We start from the raw sequence: 18,664 nt of genomic DNA on the forward strand, positions 1-18,664 counted from the left end.
AAGTTTTGATTCTAACTGTTTAATCTCTTTATTAAGCGATTGATGCTGTTTTTTAAGTTTAGATACTTGTTCTACAGAAAGTTCTCTTTCATCTTGAACATTCTTTAATTCATACTGTAAATTATCTAATTCTTCTTCAAATCGTGCATTCGTTTCTGATTGATTTCTTTTTCGCTCTTCAAGTACATTTAATTTTCCAATAAATTTTTCATATTCCTCAGTTGTAGTAATTAAATCTATATTAGTGTGGTCGGTATCTCTTTCAAGTTTTTGACGTTGCGTTTTTTGTTTTTGTAAATATTGATTTAATTGAGCTTGTTGACCTTCTTTTTCAGCTTGTTGGCTTTTTAGATGATTCAATCGTTCATCGAGTTGACGATTCTCTTCATCATATTGATTAATATCGTGTACAGTTACAACAACATCACTATGCTCCATCTCTTTTGATAATTGTAAGTATTCTTTAGCAATAGATGCTTCTGCTTTTAGGGGTTCAACACGCCCTTCTAAATCATATAAAATATCCTCTACTCGAGATAGATTATCTTCTGTATGACCAAGCTTTTGTAAAGATTCCGTTTTTCTTTTTTTATACTTTAAAACACCCGCTGATTCTTCTATGATTTGACGTCGGTCAACAGGTTTAGCATTTAAAATTTCATCTACTCTACCTTGTGAAATAATACTAAACGCTTCTTTTCCTAGACCAGAATCTAAAAATAACTCTGTAATATCGCGTAGACGTGCCCTATCATTATTTAAATAATATTCGCTTTCTCCACTACGATAAAGACGACGTGTTACAATCACATCATCAGCCTCAATCTGCAATTCTCTTGTAGAATTATCTAATTTTAATTGTACTTCTGCATAATTTTGTGCTTGACGATGTTCTGCCCCTGAGAAAATAATATCTTCCATTTTAGAGCCACGAAGCGACTTAGCAGATTGTTCTCCTAAAACCCATTTAATCGCATCAGTAATATTACTTTTCCCACTACCATTTGGACCAACAATTGCTGTCACGCCTTTATCGAACTGTACATTCGTACGATCTGCAAATGACTTAAAGCCAACGGTATCTATAGATTTCAAATAAACCATACTCTTCTCCTTAATTCATTCATACTCATTCTTGTTGAAAAGAAGATAATATATGAAATGCGTTCATTATTATTTGTTCTCATCTCTTAACTTATGATAAGCACTTTCAGCTGCTTTTTGTTCAGATTCTTTTTTTGTTCTGCCTTGTCCTTTTGCGATTGCTTTATTTTCTAAAATCACTTCAGATGTAAATAAGCGATGGTGTGCTGGACCTTCTTCTTTAATCAAATGATACGTCACATCACCTTTACTTTGACTATGAATATATTCTTGGAATTGTGTTTTAAAATCGACCACGCCAATTAATTCATTATGTTCTACATATGGAAAAATGACTTTTTGAGCAAACTTCCAGACTACTTCTAAGCCTTGGTCTAAGTATAAAGCCCCAATAAACGCTTCAAAAGCATCTGATACTAATGAAGGTCTTGTTCTACCACCTGTTTTTTCTTCACCTTTTCCAAGTAAAATGAGTTGATTTAATTCAATTTTATTTGCAAATATTACAAGTGAGGGTTCACATACGATTGTCGCTCTCATTTTAGTTAAATTTCCTTCTGGTAAATTAGGATATTTGTCAAAAAGGTAACGTGAAACCGTCAATTCTAATACCGCATCTCCTAAAAATTCTAAACGCTCGTTATGAGCTAATCGATCCATATTAAAATCATTAATAAAGCTAGAGTGCGAAAACGCTTGTTGGTACACATCTAAATGAGTATAACTAAGACCAAGCATCTTCATTTTTTTATCAAATTGATATTGAAAATCTTTAATCATTTCTGATTGTTTCGGGTGCATGATTGATAAACCTCCGTTCATGTTATTGATGTCCTATGAAAAAAATCTGAGCCATCATGACGACGACTCAGATGTAAGTTTTTATTTTTCAAGACTATTGATGTATTTAACTGCATCACCAACAGTGTTGATTTTTTCAGCTTCTTCATCAGGAATTTCAGTACCAAATTCGTCTTCTAATTCCATCACTAATTCAGCGATATCAAGTGAGTCAGCGCCTAAATCATCTTTGAAAGATGCATCTTCTGTTACTTTATCAGCGTCTACACCTAAACGGTCAACGATGATATCTTTTACTTTATCGAAGTTTTCCACGTCGATTCACCTCCTTTAAAAGTGTCTATCCATAGACTATTATATTTTCCCATTTTAAGGGCTAAAACACAAGTATTTATTAAAAGGATAATGACTATTTATCCTTTTAAATACATGACGTATATATTACATATACATGCCACCATTAACTGATAACGTTTGACCTGTAATATATTTTGCACGATCAGATGCTAAAAATGACACTGCATAGGCAATATCTTTATCTTCTCCAAAACGTGATAATGGAATTTGCTCCAACATTTGTGATTTAAGATCTTCATTTAATGCATTTGTCATATCTGAGACGATAAACCCAGGCGCAACTGCATTAACAGTAATACCACGTGAAGCAAGTTCACGTGCACTTGATTTTGTCAGTCCTTCAATACCTGCTTTTGTCGCAACATAATTAGCTTGTCCAGGATTACCCATAGCCGCTACAATACTAGATAAATTGATAATAGCACCGCTACGTTGACGTAACATTTGTGGCGTAGCTTTTTGAATACAATTAAATGTCCCTTTTAAGTTAGTATTAATAACGTCATCCCATTCTTGCTCTTTCATTCGCATTAATAAATTGTCTTTTGTAATACCTGCGTTGTTTACAAGAACATCTAAAGAGCCAAATTGATTTACAACTTCTTTAATCATAACTTTGACTTGATCACCTTCAGCAACATTTGCTTGTATTGCAAAACTTTCTACGCCTTTTTCTTTAATTTCTTTAACCACTGCTTCTGCTTTTTCTTTATTACCCGCGTAATTAACTGCTACATTGAATCCATCTTCTGCTAATTGCAATGCAATACTACGTCCAATTCCTCTAGAAGCACCAGTTACTAATGCACTTTTAGTCATTTTCATTCCATCCTTTCACATCTTCTAATGTTTGAATCGATGTAATTTTAACATCTCGATTAATTTTTTTAATTAAACCAGATAATACTTTACCAGGTCCAATTTCAATAAAATGATCCACACCTTGGTCTATTAACCATTCTGTCGATTTAATAAATTGTACTGGTGAATAGAGTTGTTTCACCATATTTTGTTTAATCGTTTCTGCTTTTGTTTCTCCATGAGCATTGTAATTTTGAACGATAGGAAATTGAGCATCATTCCAAGTGAATTGATCAATAAATGAAGCGAAATTCTCTTCAATTACTTGCATCATTGAAGAGTGGAAAGGACCTGATACTGCTAAAGGAATCACACGCTTCGCACCTAAAGATTTTCCTTCTTTAGTTAATTTATCAATCAGCGCTTTATGCCCAGATACAACGATTTGACCTGGTGCATTAATATTGGCAGGTTCAATTAATTGATCTCCAAATGAAATTTCTTTACAAATTTCATTTACCTCTTCATAACTTAGCCCTAAAACAGCAGCCATACTTCCTACACCATTTGGAAAAGCTTGAGTCATTAATTCGCCACGCTTACGCACAATTTTCACTGCATCTTCAAATTTTAGTACACCAGCAGCCACTAAACTTGAATATTCACCTAGACTATGCCCCATTGTATAGTCAGCATCTATATAGTTTAGTGCTTTTAGTAATGCAATACTATGTGTTAACAATGCAGGTTGAGTATTCTCAGTTTCTCCTAATTTTTCCTCTTTATCTGTAAACATCGTTTCTAATAAATCAAAATCAACCGTTGTTTGCGCTAATTCTAAAATAGAAGTCGCATCTTTATTAACTTGATATAAATCTTTAGCCATTCCGACTTTTTGTGCACCTTGTCCAGGAAAAACAATTGCAGTTTTACTCATTGTCACTACCTACCGTTTCTCTCATAATTTTTACTATTTGTTCATCACCAGCAATTTTAGCTTGTCGAATTGCAGAATAGAATGCACGTGCATTTGAACTGCCATGTGCTTTTACTACAGTACCATCTAACCCTAAAAGAACAGATCCACCATATTCTGCATAATCTAATTTTTTCGCAAACTTACTGATATCTTTTTTCAATATCGCCGCAGCAAGCTTATTTTTTAAATTAGCTAATAGTGTACCTTTTAACATTTTTCCAATTGATTTAGCAGTACCTTCGATGTTTTTTAGTACCATATTTCCAGTATAACCATCAGTGACAACTACATCTGTGTCACCCTCCATCAATGTTTTAGCCTCAATATTTCCATTAAATCGAATAGTCGCTTCATCTTTTAATAATTGATATGTTTTTTTAGTCAAAGCATTTCCTTTTGCTGGTTCAGTTCCGATATTCAACAATGATATTTTAGGTTGTTGAATACCTCTAATTTTTTGAGCATAAATATTACCTAGCTGTGCATATTGCAATAAGTGTTCAGGTTTTGCATCTGCATTGGCTCCAACATCTAAAAAGACAAATCCTTTACCATCGATAGTAGGTAATGTGACAACAAGTGCTGGTCTAGCTACGCCTTTAATACGTCCGACGATAAATAGCCCTGCTGACATTAAAGCACCTGTATTACCAGCAGATACACAGCCATCTGCCTCACCAGATTTAACCGCTTCTGCCATGCGTACCATTGAACTGTCTTTTTTTCTTTTAATGGCACGTACAGGCTCATCTTCCATCTCAATTTTTTCTGAACAATGTCTAAACTCTATACGCTCATGATTTAATGTATATTGTTTTTCATCACCAAATAAAATAATTTCTAAATCTTTAAAATCATTGATTGCTTTTTCTACAGCTTCTAATACGATTCCTGGTGCATTGTCGCCACCCATCATATCTACAGCAATTTTAACCATGGTTTTCATCCTCACTTATATAAAACATTTTAAATATGCCTGTAAAAACGCGTGTATCTTTTACAAAAGATTCCACTTTTATATCATAATGTCGATTTGTTCTATTGATTACGGTTGCTTCTGCTCTAACATTATCATGCAACTTTACTTTTTCAATAAATTTCAAATTACTTTCTTGAGTTAACACAGTAGAGTTATGTATTAGGGCTACACATAATGAATTAGCTTGAGCAAATAAAATATGCCCCCGTGCAATACGTGTTTTTTGAAACACATACTCTTCTGTAATTTCTATAATAGATTGGGCAGAATAATTAGGTTTAACTTGAATAAGATCCCCAATCACTTCATTAGCTTCCAATCCTTTGATATATTCATAATTTTGTTTAGCTACAGATTTAATACGTTTACGTAATTCAGGAATATTAAGTTGTGTGCGATCCAGACGGATAGTTTGAATACTTACGTTGAATAATTCACACAATTCACTATCCGTAATAAAGGGGTTTTCATTAATCGCCTTCTTAATCTCATGACGACGTTCTGTTTTTTTTAATTTCATACTTTCCTCCCCTTTAAATATTTTAGTACCAAGTCTTAATCATTCCTCACATATCATAACACTTTCTATTTATTATCCTCAACAAATATTACATGTTCATATAATAAATAATTTGAATTAAATATCAGTTTACTGATGTTAATCAAAACTTATGTTAAGTAAATGGTCGTTGATAAATGCTCTTAAACGTTCATATTTCTCAGTAAAGAACTCCCCGGATTGAATGAGTTCTGCAGCCTCATCACGAGCTACTTCTAGCATACGATAATCTTCTACTATATTAGCAACCATAAAATCTGGTAACCCGCTTTGTTTAACTCCAAAGAAATCACCAGGGCCTCTCATTTCTAAGTCACGTTCACTTAATTCAAATCCATCTGTAGTTTGTGTCATAATGGTCATTCTTTCTATGCCAGTTTCTGTTTTAGGTGATGCAATTAATACACAATAACTTTGATGTTCACTACGTCCAACACGACCTCTAAGTTGATGTAATGTAGATAATCCAAAGCGATCAGCATCATAAATCATCATGAATGTAGCATTAGGAACATTAACGCCTACTTCAACTACGGTTGTCGACACTAAGATATCAATATCATGATGACTAAAACGTGCCATTACATCATCTTTTTCGTCTGCTGACATTTTCCCATGTAATAAACCTACATGTGTTTTACCATAAAATTCTTGTAGTGACTCAAAAAGTTCAACAACATTTTGTACATCTTCTAGATGTTCAGAACTTTCAATTAGTGGACAAATCACATAGGCTTGGCGTCCTTTTTTTAGTTCGCTTGTCATTTGAGCTAACACTTGGTCATACTGTTCATGTTTCGCCCAATGTGTAATAATTGGCTTTCGACCTTTAGGTAGTTGTTTAATTGAGGACACATCCATTTCTCCAAATACTGAAATGGCTAACGTTCTCGGTATAGGCGTCGCAGTCATAAACAATACGTTGGTCATAGCACCTTTTTCTCTTAGTAATTGACGTTGATTCACACCAAAACGATGCTGTTCATCAGTAATCACTAACCCTACATTTTTAAATTGTACATCATCTTGAATCAATGCATGTGTACCAATTAAACAATCGATCGTTCCATTCTCTAATTGTTCTAGCAATACACATCTTTTTTTTCCTTTTACCGATCCAGTTAATAAAGCCACATTCATATGGTCACCGAAAAGTTCTGTTAAACTGTTTGCATGTTGTTCAGCCAAAATTTCTGTAGGTACCATCAGTGCAGATTGATAACCAGCAGTTTTGAGTGCATACATACAAATTGCTGCTACAACTGTTTTCCCTGACCCAACATCACCTTGTAATAAACGATGCATGCGTATTGGCGCTTTCAAATCTCTAAATATTTCATTAACGCTCGATTTCTGTGCATCTGTTAATTCAAAAGGTAACGACTGGATAAATGACTTTACTTTATTAATATCATAATTAATTTCAATGGCTTCATCTGAAGCTTTTTCTAAGCGATTTAACCATTGCATACGTAGTTCAAACATAAATAATTCAGTAAAAGCATATGTACGTCTCGCACGCATAAGCGCTTGTTTATCTTTAGGTAGATGTAACGTTTTAATAGTATAATCTAGTAATTCCAATTTGTACTTTTGTCTTAATTCCTCTGTAATCCATTCATGTATAGTGACATCATTAAGAGATTGATGAATCATATCACGCATCTGTTTTTGTTTAATACCTTCTTTAAGTCGATATACCGGTTCTAATCTCACTTCTTCAGTAGAGGTATGAGTGTCATTAAAAAAAAATACGATTGCCATTAATTTCTTGTTTAGCACGATTCCATTTACCTTTTATTGTTACTATTTGATTTAACTCAATTTTCTTTTTTAAATACGGTTGATTAAAAAATACACATTTAACTGCGATATTATCAATCATTAAATGGACAGTTAATTTTGATTTATTCCGGCCAAAAAAGGCTACCGTGGGTACAGAATAAATTTCTCCTGCTACTGTCACAGTAGATTGATCTTCAGCTAAGTTTAAATCTACGACAGTATTATCTTCATAACGTGTTGGTAAATATAACACTAAATCTTCTATTGTGTGAATGTTTAATTCATGTAGTAAAGCAATTCTCTTTGGTCCAAGTCCTTTTATAGATTGAAGCGGATATGGACTTTCAATTAAACTAACTTTCGACATTATTTCTCACCTAATATTTTTAATCTTATTTATATTTTATCACGTTTATTATAAATATTTAGTGATACCATCTTACTATAGCTCACTCGACAAATGAATATCACTCGCTTCATTTAAACGTATAAACGTACAACATTCACTTTTAACACTAATATCAATTATCATACTTAACCAATAAAAAGAGATCCTACAATGTTTCAATCTATTTTAATTGATTTTGCATTAGCTCTTCATCTTATTTAAATTTTAGAAGTACGAAATATTTTATATTTCATCAAGGTCCAAATCAAGAACGATTTATACATATATTCCCAGTTATTATTACTGCTGAATTATATGATATTTTTAATCACTCTTTGAGTATTAGATATCTTCTTAATTGTTATATCTTCCTCTATTTTACAGTTCATTACTGATAGCATATCTTTCTATTTTACTATATATTGATTGGTCATTATGTCTTGAAAAATCTATTAAATTAAGCTCTCCATTGTCATATTTTTCAATACTTTTCTTAAATATAAAATGGGGAGTGACAACGACAATTATTTCATCGTTATCACTCCCACTATTAAATCTCACTTTATTCTACAGCAAATAAATATGGATAAATTGGTTGATCACCTTTATGGATTTCTATTTCAACATCTGGATATTCATTTTCTATCCATTCTTCTAATTGAGTTGTCATATCAGATTGTGCATCTTCACCAGTTATCACTGTTAATATTTCACTTTCTTCATTTAACAATGTACTTAATAAGCCAGTAATAGTTTTAAATTCATCTGCATTACTAGTCACAATTTTACTTTCAGCTAATCCCATAAATTCATCTTTTTTAATATCTACACCATCAATCTTAGTATCTCTGACAGCAAATGTAATTGATCCAGATTTAACTGTTTCTAACGCTGTATTCATATGAGACGCATTTTCTTCTAACGTAGATGCAACATCATATTGGAAAAGTGCTGCAATACCTTGAGGAATAGATGTAGTTGGAATGACTACTGTGTCAGCTTTAACAAGTTGTGCTGCTTGATCACTAGACATTCTAATATTTTTGTTATTTGGTAAGATAATTGCACGCTGGCATTCAGACTGTTCAATCACCTTAACAATATCCTCTGTAGAAGGATTCATTGTTTGCCCACCACTAATAATGTGTGTCGCACCCATTGAAGTGAACAACTCAGAGATACCTTCACCCATTGAAATGGCAATTACTGCTGTTTCAACTGTTTTAGGTTGTTGCGAAGCTGTTGCTTGTTGATGACTTTGTTCTTTTCTAATTACTTCACGATGTTGTTCACGCATATTTTCTACTTTTAATTTAATAAGTTCACCATATTGTTGTCCATAATTGAACACTTCACCTGGTGTTTCTGTATGTACATGGACTTTAACTATTTCATCATCATTAATAACTAATAATGAATCACCAAATTCGCTCATATCATTTCTGAATGTTTGTTCATTAAATTCTTTTTTATCTTTTCCAAAGCGTACCATCATTTCAGTACAATAACCGTACTTAATATCTTCTGTATTAATAACCCCATGAAAATCATGTTCTTCATGAACCAAATCTTCTGTGTCTAATTTTTGTTTGTTAGCTTCAACTTTTTCGCCTTTTAGTCCTTTTAAAAAGCCTTCGTAGACACATAATAAACCTTTACCGCCACTATCCACTACGCCTACTTCTTTTAAAACTGCTAATAAATTTGGCGTATTATTTAAAGATTGCTCAGCTTTTTCGATTGTATATTCCATTACTTCGATGCAGTCATCTGTTTCTTCTGCTTTAGTCATAGCTGCACTTGCTGCATCTTTGGCAACAGTCAAAATAGTTCCCTCAACTGGTTTCATGACTGCTTTATAAGCTGTATCTACACCTGCTTGAAAACTACTAGCAAATTGTTGAGCATTAATCTCCTTTTCATCTTCAATATTTTTGCAAAATCCTCTAAATAATTGAGATAAAATAACACCAGAGTTACCACGTGCTCCCATTAAAAGTCCTTTAGAAAAAGTTTTACCTAATTCACCAATACTTTGAGATAAATTATTTTCAACTTCTTCGCGACCTGAGGTAATTGTTAAATTCATATTTGTTCCTGTATCACCATCAGGTACCGGGTATACATTAAGGGAATCAACTAAATCTGCATTATTAGATAAATTGTGTGCCCCTTGTATAATCATATCGGCAAATAATTTACCATTAATTTTGCTAATCATCGTGCTTTGTCCTCCTATACCTTCTTGCCCTTGTTATTAAGTCTTACACCTTGTACAAAAATATTAATAGAATTCACTTTAATATTAAGTGAACTTTCGAGTGTATATTTTACTGATGATTGTACATTGTTAGCTACTTCAGAAATTTTGACACCATAACTTACAATGATGTACATATCTATATCAATCACACCATTATCTTCTTTAACAACAATGCCTTTAGCATAATTCTCATGTCCTAATATTTCAGCAATACCGTCTCTTACTTGTTGTCTAGATGCCATGCCAACAATGCCATAACTTTCTACAGCTTTACTTCCTACAACAGAAGCAATGACCTCATTTGAGATATCAATTTTGCCATAGTCATTTAAGATTTCTAATGTCATCTTCATTATCCTCCTGAATTATGGTTAAAATCATATTTAATAAATGATGTATACATATATGATAAAGATAACTATTTTATAAATAAGCCAATCTACATAAAAATATATTATAATAACTCCACAATAGTTAATTATACCATAGATTTACATTTTCAAAACAATTAACATAAATTACATATGATTTTATTGCTTTAAATATTGATATATGGTATCTTATTTAAGTATATAAGTAGTTAAGTGTATTTATATTTATTAAAGGAGGTACTTTGATGGGTAAACAATGTTACGTAACAGGTCGTAAAGCTACGACTGGTAATAATCGTTCACACGCTTTAAATGCGAACAAACGCAGATTTAACGCTAACCTTCAAAAAGTTAGAATTTTAGTTGACGGTAAACCTAAAAAAGTTTGGGTTTCTGCTCGTGCTTTAAAATCTGGTAAAGTTACTAGAGTTTAATAAATATAATGCACTAAAAATGCCTTCATATGTGGTGAAGGCATTTTTTTATTACTCTAAATCTCTACTTCTCATTTGCAGTACTTGACCTTTTTCAACTTCGATAATTGCCATTGATCGATTGACTTCATTAGAAATTGTCAGTGTAGAGCCTATTTCTAAGTGCTGATGATTTAAATTATATTTAAACCCAGATAAAGATAATATCACTTCTCCATTTACTGGAATAAATGAAACATATTGATATTTATCAGATTTATGAAGTTGATGTGTTCCGGTATTAAGTAGCATGATTTCATTTTGCTTATCTATTACTTTAATTATAATTTCTTTTTTTATATAGTCTGACTTGAAAAGAATTTGTAATGTTCCCATAAAATGATCTAATCTTCCACCCGTTGCTCCGTAGATATCTATTTCTGTATATCCCTTTTGAATAGCTTGTTCTACGCCTAATGCTAAATCAGTGTCATCTTTTTCAGCTTTAACTGGATGAATATTTAATGTTTTTTTTAAAATTTCTCTTTCTTCATCATTGACGGAGTCAAAATCGCCCACTGAAAAAACAGGTACAATACTGTGTTCAGAAAGAATTAAAGTCCCACGATCTATTCCACCCCAAGGTTCAGTTGATAATTTTGAAAAAATATGAGGTGGTAAATGACGATCTCCACATAGTAAATTAATTTTCATTATCTCAACCTCTCAATATTTTAGTCACTGTTTTATAATCATCATGGTTAAAAAAGTATGAACCTGTAACAAAAAGGTTAGCCCCATGTTTTGCACAAATATCTATCGTTTTATCATTTATACCGCCATCGACTTCAATATTAAAATTTAAATTAAAAGATGACTTCAAATCATTTAATAACTTAATTTTTGAAGCACACATGTCGATAAATGTTTGTCCACCGAAACCAGGATTAACCGTCATTACTAAAACATAATCCACCATGGAAAGAACAGGTACGACCCTATCTACAGGGGTGCCAGGATTAATTACTACACCTGCTTTTTTATCTAGACTTTTGATAAGTTGAATAGCACGATGAATATGAGGAGTTGATTCAATATGGACTGAAATCATGTCTGCACCATGTTTTGCAAATGTCTCAATATAGTTTTCAGGATTCTCAATCATGAGGTGTACATCAATTGGTAATTGTGTAGTTGATCTTACTGCATCTAATATGGGTAATCCAATTGATATATTAGGTACAAATTGACCATCCATAACATCAAAATGTAGACCGTCAACGCCCGCTTCTTCTAATAATTGTATTTCATGTTTTAAATTCAAAAAATCGACTGATAATAAAGAAGGAAAAATGTGTCTCATTAATATCTAACCTTTCTATTCGAAATTTCATTAACTAATTGTAAATAGTGTTCATAACGAAATTGTGCTAAATTATTGTTTTCTAATTGATGTTTAACATTGCATTTAGGTTCTTTAATATGATTACAATTTCTAAATTTACAATCATTTCCAAAAGTATTAATTTCTTTAAAGTAATACTTTACATCATCTTTTTCAATATGATCAAAATCAAGTGCACTAAAACCAGGTGTATCTGCTATAAAACCATTTTCTCTTTCAAATAGCTCTACATGTCTTGTCGTATGTTTGCCTCGATTAAGTGATTTAGAGATATCATTGGTTTCAAGATTTAGTTCTGGTTTAAACGTATTTATAAATGTTGATTTTCCAACACCAGATTGTCCACTTAGCACAATTAGACCATTGGGCCAAGTATTCACAATATCAACTTTATCAGTTTTTTTACCTACAAATTGAACAGAATATCCTATTTCCTTATATGTATTTAGTATTGTTTCGATATGATTGATTTGCGTTTCACTAGCAATATCTTTTTTAGTGACTAATATACTAGGAGATAAGTTGTAAGAATGTGCAATCACTAAAAATCTGTCTAACAATTGTGTTGAAAATTTAGGTTCAACCGCACTCATTACAATAATCAGACCATCAATATTACTTACTGGAGGACGCTTTAATGCATTGTGGCGTTCATGCACGTGGTGAATATAACCTTCATCTTCATTTTGAATGTCAAAGTCAACGATATCTCCTACTACAGGAGAAAATTTTTTCTTTCTAAAAAGACCACGAGGTTTAGTATTATATTTTTTTCCACCTACATCTACTTGATATACTCCACTAATTAGTTTAACAATACGTCCTGTTTCCAAATTAACACCTCAAATTAAGTATTTATGTTTACGTTATTATAGCAAACATAGAATTAATAATATATATATTCTATACCCTCATCATAAAGATAAGGATAGAAAGACATTGAAATCACTTAAAAAATTAACTTTACATAATAAAATTATAGTTGTTAAAAAGACAATTTCTATATTATTTCAATAGAAATTGTCTTTTAAAATTAACATCATTTATATGATAAAATACACGTTAATGTATAAACAGTAAACGATGAATAACTTATCATTACTATCTTACTCTTATTCTGATATTTGAAATTTATTCGTAGTCAATATCTTTATCTGCAATAACATTGTCATCTACTTCAATCGTATATCCAGCAGAATCACCTTGTTCAATTTTTAATGGAATAGTAATGATTTTATCCTTGTGAATATTGTATGTTTGACTTACCTGTGTACCACTATTATTTTTATCTCTAATATAAATCTTTACCTTTTGGCTTTCTCCATCATTTCCAGTATACGGAATATGATAAGTTTCCGTATAATTTTTTACGCTTGTCGTATGATTATCTTTCTTATCATCAGAAGAATCCGAGTCCTCTTTTGAATCTTTTTTTTTATCTTTCCCCTTAGAAACCATAAGTTCTACTGTACTTCCTTCATTTACTTCAGTCTGTTTTGGAGATTGTGAAATAATGATATCCTTATCTTTAGTATCACTATTAGTCGTCTTAACTTGTACTTTTAGACCCCTCGACTCTAATTCTTTTTTAGCATTTTGATAGTTTTTATTTTCATAGTCTTTGACGTAAACTTTTTTTACACCTAACGATTCAGTCAGTACAATATGATGATCGTTAATTTTCACCGATTCATTAGGGTTAATATTTTGCTTGAAAATATATCCTTTTGGCATTTGACTATTATATTCTTGATTAATTGTCACATGATTTAATTTATGATCTTTAAGTTTTTTTATAGCATCTTCTTTTTTAATCCCTATCACATTAGGCATATTTATCTTTTCTGGACCTTTTGATAATACAACATCTACTTTTTCTTGTTGGTTAACACGTTCTCCTGCTTTAGGATTGGAGTTAATAATTTTATTTTCGGGATAGTCATCATTATATTCTCTAGATATATGTCCTATTTCTAAATGCGAAGCTTTTAATACTTTTTCTGCTTCTTTTTCAGTTTTACCCGTTAAATCAGGCATTTCTGCATATTTATCACCAAGCATGCCCCAAGCGATAAACCCAATCAAGCTTAATAATAAAAGCGCTAGAATAAAAATAATAGCGACCTTTTTCTTTTTAGAACGTTTTTTACGTTGAGATGTGTACACATTATTTTCACTTGCTTGAAATTTATGATGATTGATAATAGGAATTTGCATCGTTTGCGCTATATCTTTTTTATGATTTTCTTCATCAAGTTTGTTTTTTATTTCTTTTTTATCAATGGGTACTGTTTGGGTGGTATCACTTATACGCGTATGCTTTTCTTCATTTAATCTGCTTGTAACAAGCACACTACTCAAATCATTATACATTTCTTCTATCGTTTGATAACGATCTTTAGGGTTTTTTTCAGTCGCCTTAAGTACCACATTACTTAAAGATTGTGGAATATTTGGATGTTTTTCAGTAATATTAGGAACTGTTTCTTGAATATGTTTAATAGCAATACTTACAGCTGTCTCTCCCCTAAAAGGAGGTTCACCAACTAACATTTCATACAATACTATACCAATTGAATAGATATCGGTTGTTTCATTCGTTTTATCTCCTTTAGCTTGTTCAGGAGATAAATATTGAACCGTTCCAAGCACATGATTTGTTTGAGTCATTGATGTCTCACTTAACGCTTTTGCGATGCCGAAATCAAAAATTTTTAAAATTTTATCTTTATTAATTAGTACATTTTGAGGTTTAATATCTCTATGTATAATACGTTGCTCATGTGCTTGTTTTACCCCATTTAAAATTTGCTTAATAAAATCAATAGCTGTTTCTATATTCAATGGACCATGGCTATGTATATACTCAGATAGTGTCGGTCCATCAATATATTCCATAATAAGATAGAAATTATCATCATCTTCTTCAACATCATATACTTCCACAATATTTTCATGAACAATTTGTGTAGCACTATTTACCTCTCTGTAGAAACGTTTCATAGTTTCATCTTTTTCGTTTTGTGAAATAGAAATTGCTTTAATAGCCACTTTACGTTCAAGTATAGTGTCTTCAGCAAGATAAACAATACTCATTCCTCCGCCACCAAGTTTATCTAAGAGTTGATAGCGATCATTAATTAGCTTGCCATTCATACATTATTACCCTCAATTTCAGCTAATAGTACACTCACATTATCTTTAGATTGATGATCTAAGGCAGCTTGTATTAGTGCTTCTCCAAGTTCATTTAATGATGTAGACTGATTCATTAACGTTTCTATTTCATGATTTCTTACATAATCTGACAGTCCATCAGAATTAAGTAATAAATAATTATAGTAACTGATGCGCTTTGTAAAAATATCAGGACTTACTCGGCGATCAGTACCCATTACTTTAGTGATTATATTACGTTGAGGATGATTAAACGCTTCTTCTTCAGTAATTTGTCCGGTCATAAGCAAATGATTAACAAATGAATGATCATATGTAATCTGTTCAATTTCTCTTGAATTAATCACGTATGCTCTAGAATCACCAATATTTGCTACTACAATTTTATTATCAAATATGAGGGCACATACACACGTTGTGCCCATACCACGATATTCTTCATTCGTTGTAGCATATTCAAATAATTCGAGATTAATATCTTTTAATGTTTTACTTAACCATGATTCAGCTTGGTCTAATTCAATAAAGTTTTCTGTTTCAAAATAGTCTCGTAATTGATTAGTAACAAATTGACTTGCAACTTCACCTGCTTTATGACCACCCATTCCATCACACAACACTAACAATTGTTGATGTGTTTGGTTATAAAATATACCTCCCGCGTCTTCGTTCTTTTCTCGATGTTGTCCAGTATCTGTGAAAAACTGTGCGTTAAGCATGATGATTACCTCGTTTCTACTTGTCGTTCCTTAGCTCTTAATTGTCCACATGCTGCATCTATATCTGAGCCTTGTTCTCTTCTAATTGTTGCATTGATGCCTAAACGTTTCAATTCTTTTTCAAATTTAAAAATATCATCTTTTGGTGTTTTAACATAATTACGTTCAGGAACATGATTGACTGGTATAAGATTTACATGACAGTTTAAATCTTTAATTAAATGTGCTAAATCTCTTGCATGTTCAAGTTGATCATTTACGCCTCCAAATAATCCATATTCAAATGTAATTCGACGATTCGTTTTTTCTTGATAATATTTGATTGCTTCCATTAATTTTTCAACATTATACGCTCTATTAATTGGCATTAATTTTGAACGAATTTCATCTTTAGCAGCATGTAAACTTACTGCAAAATTAATTTGAATTTGTTCATCAGCAAAGTCATAAATACGTGGGATAATTCCTGACGTTGATACTGTAATATGTCGCGCCCCAATGTTTAAACTATTATCATCATTGACTATTTTTAAAAAGTCCATCATTTCATCATAATTTTCGAAGGGTTCACCAATTCCCATAATAACAATTTGTGATACACGTTCATTAGTAGCATCAAGTGCTTTTTGAACTGTGAGTACTTGAGATACAATCTCGCCAGCCTCTAAGTTACGCTTTAAACCACCTAAAGTTGAAGCACAAAATGTACAACCAATTCGACAGCCAACTTGAGTCGTTACACATACAGAATTACCGTAATCGTGTCTCATTAATACCGTTTCAATGGTATAACCATCTTGTAATTCGAATAAAAACTTAATTGTTCCATCTTTACTTTCTTGTTTAACTACGGTAGTTAACGTTGTCATAACAAAGTTATCTTTTAACAATTGTCTTAAGTCTTTAGATAAATTAGTCATCTCATCAATAGTGTCTACACGCTTTTGATATAACCATTCAAAAATTTGTTTAGCTCTAAATTTTTGTTGTCCGTGCTCAATTAACCAATTTTGCATTTCATCATATCTTAACGAATATATTGATTGTTTTTCAAAATTTGGTAAGAATTTATTTTTTTTCTTTTTTTCAGCAGTTATCATCTTAACTTTCCTTTCTTTTTATTTTAGTAATGAAAAAGCCATCTGAATTAAAGTCTTGTGGCAAAATTTGTAGTGTTTTTACTTTTTCACCAGTAACAGGATGCGTCATCAATTCAAATTCAAAATCTTTATTTTCTTTTAAAAATGTATAAATTACATTTTCATTTTCCATTTGTTCAATTGTGCAAGTTGAATAAATAAGTGAACCGCCTGGTTTCAAGTTATGTTTAACATTATCTAATATACTTAATTGAATTTCTACAAGATCATTAATACTATCCTTAGATTGTACATATTTAATTTCAGGCTTATGTCTTAATACACCTAATCCACTACAAGGTGCATCTACTAAAATTTTGTCATATAGTTCTGAATATGGTTGTGTTGCATCATGGTCGAAAGTGGACACATTCTTTAATTTTAACTTTTTGATATTTTCTTTAATTAAACCAATTTTATGCTTATGAATATCTGTAGCATCTACATGGCCTGTGGATGCTAGTAATTCTGCCATATGACAAGCCTTACCGCCAGGAGCACTGCATGCATCTAGTATGGTATCGTCTTTTTGAACATCCATTAAATATCCTACTAACATTGAACTTTTATCCTGGATGGAAATAAGTCCATCTTTAAAAGCTCGAGATTCAATCACTGGTTTACCTGTAAGGTGTAAACAATATGGAATGAGTTGATCGATATCCACATGATAGCCTTCTTGTAAAAGCTCCTTACTTATTGTTTCAACATCCGTACGACTTGTATTCACTCTTACTGTACTTGCAGATTGTACTAGAAATGATTTTGCAATCTTATGTGTCGTTTCTATTCCGTAATGTGTAATCCAATGCTCAATAATCCATCTTGGTATACTATATTCAATCGTCATACGTTGCTTTTCATTCTTAATTGTTTCCAATGTCGGTAAGTCACTTTTAAATATGTGACGAAGTATAGCATTAACGATGTTCCCATTGTGCTGGCCACCACGACGTTTAGCAATATTAACTGCTTCATTTATAATTGCATGATTAGGTATTTTATCTAGGAAGACATATTGATATAAACTCATCCATAATAATTGACGTACCCAACCTTTAATTCTAGTCTTAACAAAGGGTTTTAAATAAAAATCTAAAGTCATTTTACGCTTTATTGTTCCATAAACTAATTCTGTAAACAATGCTTTATCGACAGTTGCAATATTATATTGGTTAATGACTTCGTTAATTTTTAAATTGCTATAAGCATTATCGTTTAAAATATCTTGAATGGTATGAAATGCAAGGTCTCTTACTGATTGTGTCATACTAATTTAGTCCCCACTAATGAATCTTGTACACCACTTAAATATTGAGCAGCAAGCATTCGTTTTTTCCCAGATAATTGAATATCTGTTAATGCAATAGCATCCAAAGAGCCAGTTCCTACAATAATTGCAGTCTTAGTGATTTCTATAATTT

17 protein-coding genes and 2 pseudogenes are annotated in these 18,664 nt (G+C 31.7%); 1 reads left to right on the forward strand and 18 read right to left on the reverse strand.

Features of this window, described 5'->3' with window-relative positions; translation table 11 throughout:
* The 10 genes and pseudogenes from HMPREF2647_RS11455 to HMPREF2647_RS06045 all read right to left on the reverse strand — a co-directional run.
* Positions 1–1,104 (reverse strand): chromosome segregation SMC family protein (locus HMPREF2647_RS11455; protein WP_256326480.1); only part of this gene is annotated, 1,104 nt, incomplete at its 3' end.
* Between the two features lie 69 nt (positions 1,105–1,173).
* The gene (rnc, locus tag HMPREF2647_RS06005; protein ID WP_002448736.1) at positions 1,174–1,905 is read right to left on the reverse strand and encodes a ribonuclease III; all 732 of its coding nucleotides are present in this window, start codon (positions 1,903–1,905) and stop codon (positions 1,174–1,176) included.
* 81 nt (positions 1,906–1,986) lie between these two features.
* The gene (locus HMPREF2647_RS06010) at positions 1,987–2,220 is read right to left on the reverse strand and encodes an acyl carrier protein (RefSeq protein ID WP_001830184.1); all 234 of its coding nucleotides are present in this window, start codon (positions 2,218–2,220) and stop codon (positions 1,987–1,989) included.
* 126 nt (positions 2,221–2,346) lie between these two features.
* Positions 2,347–3,081, reverse strand: a complete 735-nt coding sequence (gene fabG, locus HMPREF2647_RS06015; protein ID WP_017174582.1) for a 3-oxoacyl-[acyl-carrier-protein] reductase — start codon at positions 3,079–3,081, stop codon at positions 2,347–2,349.
* The gene (gene fabD, locus HMPREF2647_RS06020; RefSeq protein ID WP_048681023.1) at positions 3,074–4,000 is read right to left on the reverse strand and encodes an ACP S-malonyltransferase; all 927 of its coding nucleotides are present in this window, start codon (positions 3,998–4,000) and stop codon (positions 3,074–3,076) included. The genes fabG and fabD overlap by 8 nt, the downstream gene beginning before the upstream one ends.
* On the reverse strand, positions 3,993–4,979 hold the full coding sequence (gene plsX / locus HMPREF2647_RS06025; protein ID WP_017174580.1) for a phosphate acyltransferase PlsX: 987 nt from the start codon (positions 4,977–4,979) through the stop codon (positions 3,993–3,995). Before plsX ends, fabD begins: the two co-directional genes overlap by 8 nt.
* Positions 4,972–5,541: a transcription factor FapR gene (gene fapR, locus HMPREF2647_RS06030; protein ID WP_017174579.1), complete on the reverse strand. Its 570-nt coding sequence runs from the start codon at positions 5,539–5,541 to the stop codon at positions 4,972–4,974. Before fapR ends, plsX begins: the two co-directional genes overlap by 8 nt.
* A gap of 138 nt (positions 5,542–5,679) precedes the next feature.
* A pseudogene (gene recG / locus HMPREF2647_RS06035) lies at positions 5,680–7,732 on the reverse strand (ATP-dependent DNA helicase RecG).
* A 583-nt stretch (positions 7,733–8,315) separates the two neighbouring features.
* Positions 8,316–9,974 (reverse strand): fatty acid kinase catalytic subunit FakA, encoded by a 1,659-nt coding sequence (fakA, locus tag HMPREF2647_RS06040; RefSeq protein ID WP_017174577.1) that lies wholly within the window; start codon positions 9,972–9,974, stop codon positions 8,316–8,318.
* Positions 9,975–9,988: 14 nt separating this feature from the next.
* Complete coding sequence (locus tag HMPREF2647_RS06045) at positions 9,989–10,363, reverse strand: Asp23/Gls24 family envelope stress response protein (RefSeq protein ID WP_002448841.1); 375 nt, start codon at positions 10,361–10,363, stop codon at positions 9,989–9,991.
* 269 nt (positions 10,364–10,632) lie between these two features.
* On the opposite strand from HMPREF2647_RS06045, the gene rpmB reads away from it, so the two are divergent.
* A complete protein-coding gene (gene rpmB / locus HMPREF2647_RS06050) occupies positions 10,633–10,821 on the forward strand; it encodes a 50S ribosomal protein L28 (RefSeq protein WP_002448748.1) in 189 nt (62 codons plus the stop codon).
* Positions 10,822–10,872: 51 nt separating this feature from the next.
* Here rpmB and HMPREF2647_RS06055 read toward each other — a convergent pair whose 3' ends face one another.
* The 8 genes and pseudogenes from HMPREF2647_RS06055 to HMPREF2647_RS11165 form a co-directional block, all read right to left on the reverse strand.
* The gene (locus tag HMPREF2647_RS06055) at positions 10,873–11,514 is read right to left on the reverse strand and encodes a thiamine diphosphokinase (protein WP_017174576.1); all 642 of its coding nucleotides are present in this window, start codon (positions 11,512–11,514) and stop codon (positions 10,873–10,875) included.
* 4 nt (positions 11,515–11,518) lie between these two features.
* Positions 11,519–12,163: a ribulose-phosphate 3-epimerase gene (gene rpe / locus HMPREF2647_RS06060; protein ID WP_017174575.1), complete on the reverse strand. Its 645-nt coding sequence runs from the start codon at positions 12,161–12,163 to the stop codon at positions 11,519–11,521.
* The gene (gene rsgA / locus HMPREF2647_RS06065; protein WP_017174574.1) at positions 12,163–13,038 is read right to left on the reverse strand and encodes a ribosome small subunit-dependent GTPase A; all 876 of its coding nucleotides are present in this window, start codon (positions 13,036–13,038) and stop codon (positions 12,163–12,165) included. Before rsgA ends, rpe begins: the two co-directional genes overlap by 1 nt.
* Before the next feature lie 298 nt (positions 13,039–13,336).
* Entirely contained in the window at positions 13,337–15,361 is a 2,025-nt protein-coding gene (gene pknB / locus HMPREF2647_RS06070) for a Stk1 family PASTA domain-containing Ser/Thr kinase (protein WP_049379520.1), read from the reverse strand.
* Complete coding sequence (locus HMPREF2647_RS06075; RefSeq protein WP_017174572.1) at positions 15,358–16,101, reverse strand: Stp1/IreP family PP2C-type Ser/Thr phosphatase; 744 nt, start codon at positions 16,099–16,101, stop codon at positions 15,358–15,360. The genes pknB and HMPREF2647_RS06075 overlap by 4 nt, the downstream gene beginning before the upstream one ends.
* A 5-nt stretch (positions 16,102–16,106) precedes the next feature.
* A complete protein-coding gene (rlmN, locus tag HMPREF2647_RS06080) occupies positions 16,107–17,201 on the reverse strand; it encodes a dual-specificity RNA methyltransferase RlmN (RefSeq protein WP_017174571.1) in 1,095 nt (364 codons plus the stop codon).
* A gap of 1 nt (position 17,202) precedes the next feature.
* A complete protein-coding gene (gene rsmB / locus HMPREF2647_RS06085) occupies positions 17,203–18,510 on the reverse strand; it encodes a 16S rRNA (cytosine(967)-C(5))-methyltransferase RsmB (RefSeq protein WP_049379523.1) in 1,308 nt (435 codons plus the stop codon).
* Positions 18,507–18,664, reverse strand: a pseudogene (locus HMPREF2647_RS11165) (methionyl-tRNA formyltransferase); the annotation flags it as partial. The gene rsmB and the pseudogene HMPREF2647_RS11165, both read right to left, overlap by 4 nt.

Origin of the sequence: Staphylococcus sp. HMSC035D11, from assembly GCF_001836075.1 — a bacterium.
Classification (GTDB): Bacteria; Bacillota; Bacilli; order Staphylococcales; family Staphylococcaceae; genus Staphylococcus; species Staphylococcus hominis.

Excerpts from the sequence above, each read along its gene's own strand:
- rnc (WP_002448736.1), bottom strand. The coding sequence starts at position 1,905 with ATGCACCCGAAACAATCAGAAATGATTAAAGATTTTCAATATCAATTT.
- fabG (WP_017174582.1), bottom strand. The coding sequence starts at position 3,081 with ATGACTAAAAGTGCATTAGTAACTGGTGCTTCTAGAGGAATTGGACGT.
- fabD (WP_048681023.1), bottom strand. The coding sequence starts at position 4,000 with ATGAGTAAAACTGCAATTGTTTTTCCTGGACAAGGTGCACAAAAAGTC.
- plsX (WP_017174580.1), bottom strand. The coding sequence starts at position 4,979 with ATGGTTAAAATTGCTGTAGATATGATGGGTGGCGACAATGCACCAGGA.
- fapR (WP_017174579.1), bottom strand. The coding sequence starts at position 5,541 with ATGAAATTAAAAAAAACAGAACGTCGTCATGAGATTAAGAAGGCGATT.
- fakA (WP_017174577.1), bottom strand. The coding sequence starts at position 9,974 with ATGATTAGCAAAATTAATGGTAAATTATTTGCCGATATGATTATACAA.
- HMPREF2647_RS06045 (WP_002448841.1), bottom strand. The coding sequence starts at position 10,363 with ATGACATTAGAAATCTTAAATGACTATGGCAAAATTGATATCTCAAAT.
- rpmB (WP_002448748.1), top strand. The coding sequence starts at position 10,633 with ATGGGTAAACAATGTTACGTAACAGGTCGTAAAGCTACGACTGGTAAT.
- HMPREF2647_RS06055 (WP_017174576.1), bottom strand. The coding sequence starts at position 11,514 with ATGAAAATTAATTTACTATGTGGAGATCGTCATTTACCACCTCATATT.
- rpe (WP_017174575.1), bottom strand. The coding sequence starts at position 12,163 with ATGAGACACATTTTTCCTTCTTTATTATCAGTCGATTTTTTGAATTTA.
- pknB (WP_049379520.1), bottom strand. The coding sequence starts at position 15,361 with ATGAATGGCAAGCTAATTAATGATCGCTATCAACTCTTAGATAAACTT.
- HMPREF2647_RS06075 (WP_017174572.1), bottom strand. The coding sequence starts at position 16,101 with ATGCTTAACGCACAGTTTTTCACAGATACTGGACAACATCGAGAAAAG.
- rlmN (WP_017174571.1), bottom strand. The coding sequence starts at position 17,201 with ATGATAACTGCTGAAAAAAAGAAAAAAAATAAATTCTTACCAAATTTT.
- rsmB (WP_049379523.1), bottom strand. The coding sequence starts at position 18,510 with ATGACACAATCAGTAAGAGACCTTGCATTTCATACCATTCAAGATATT.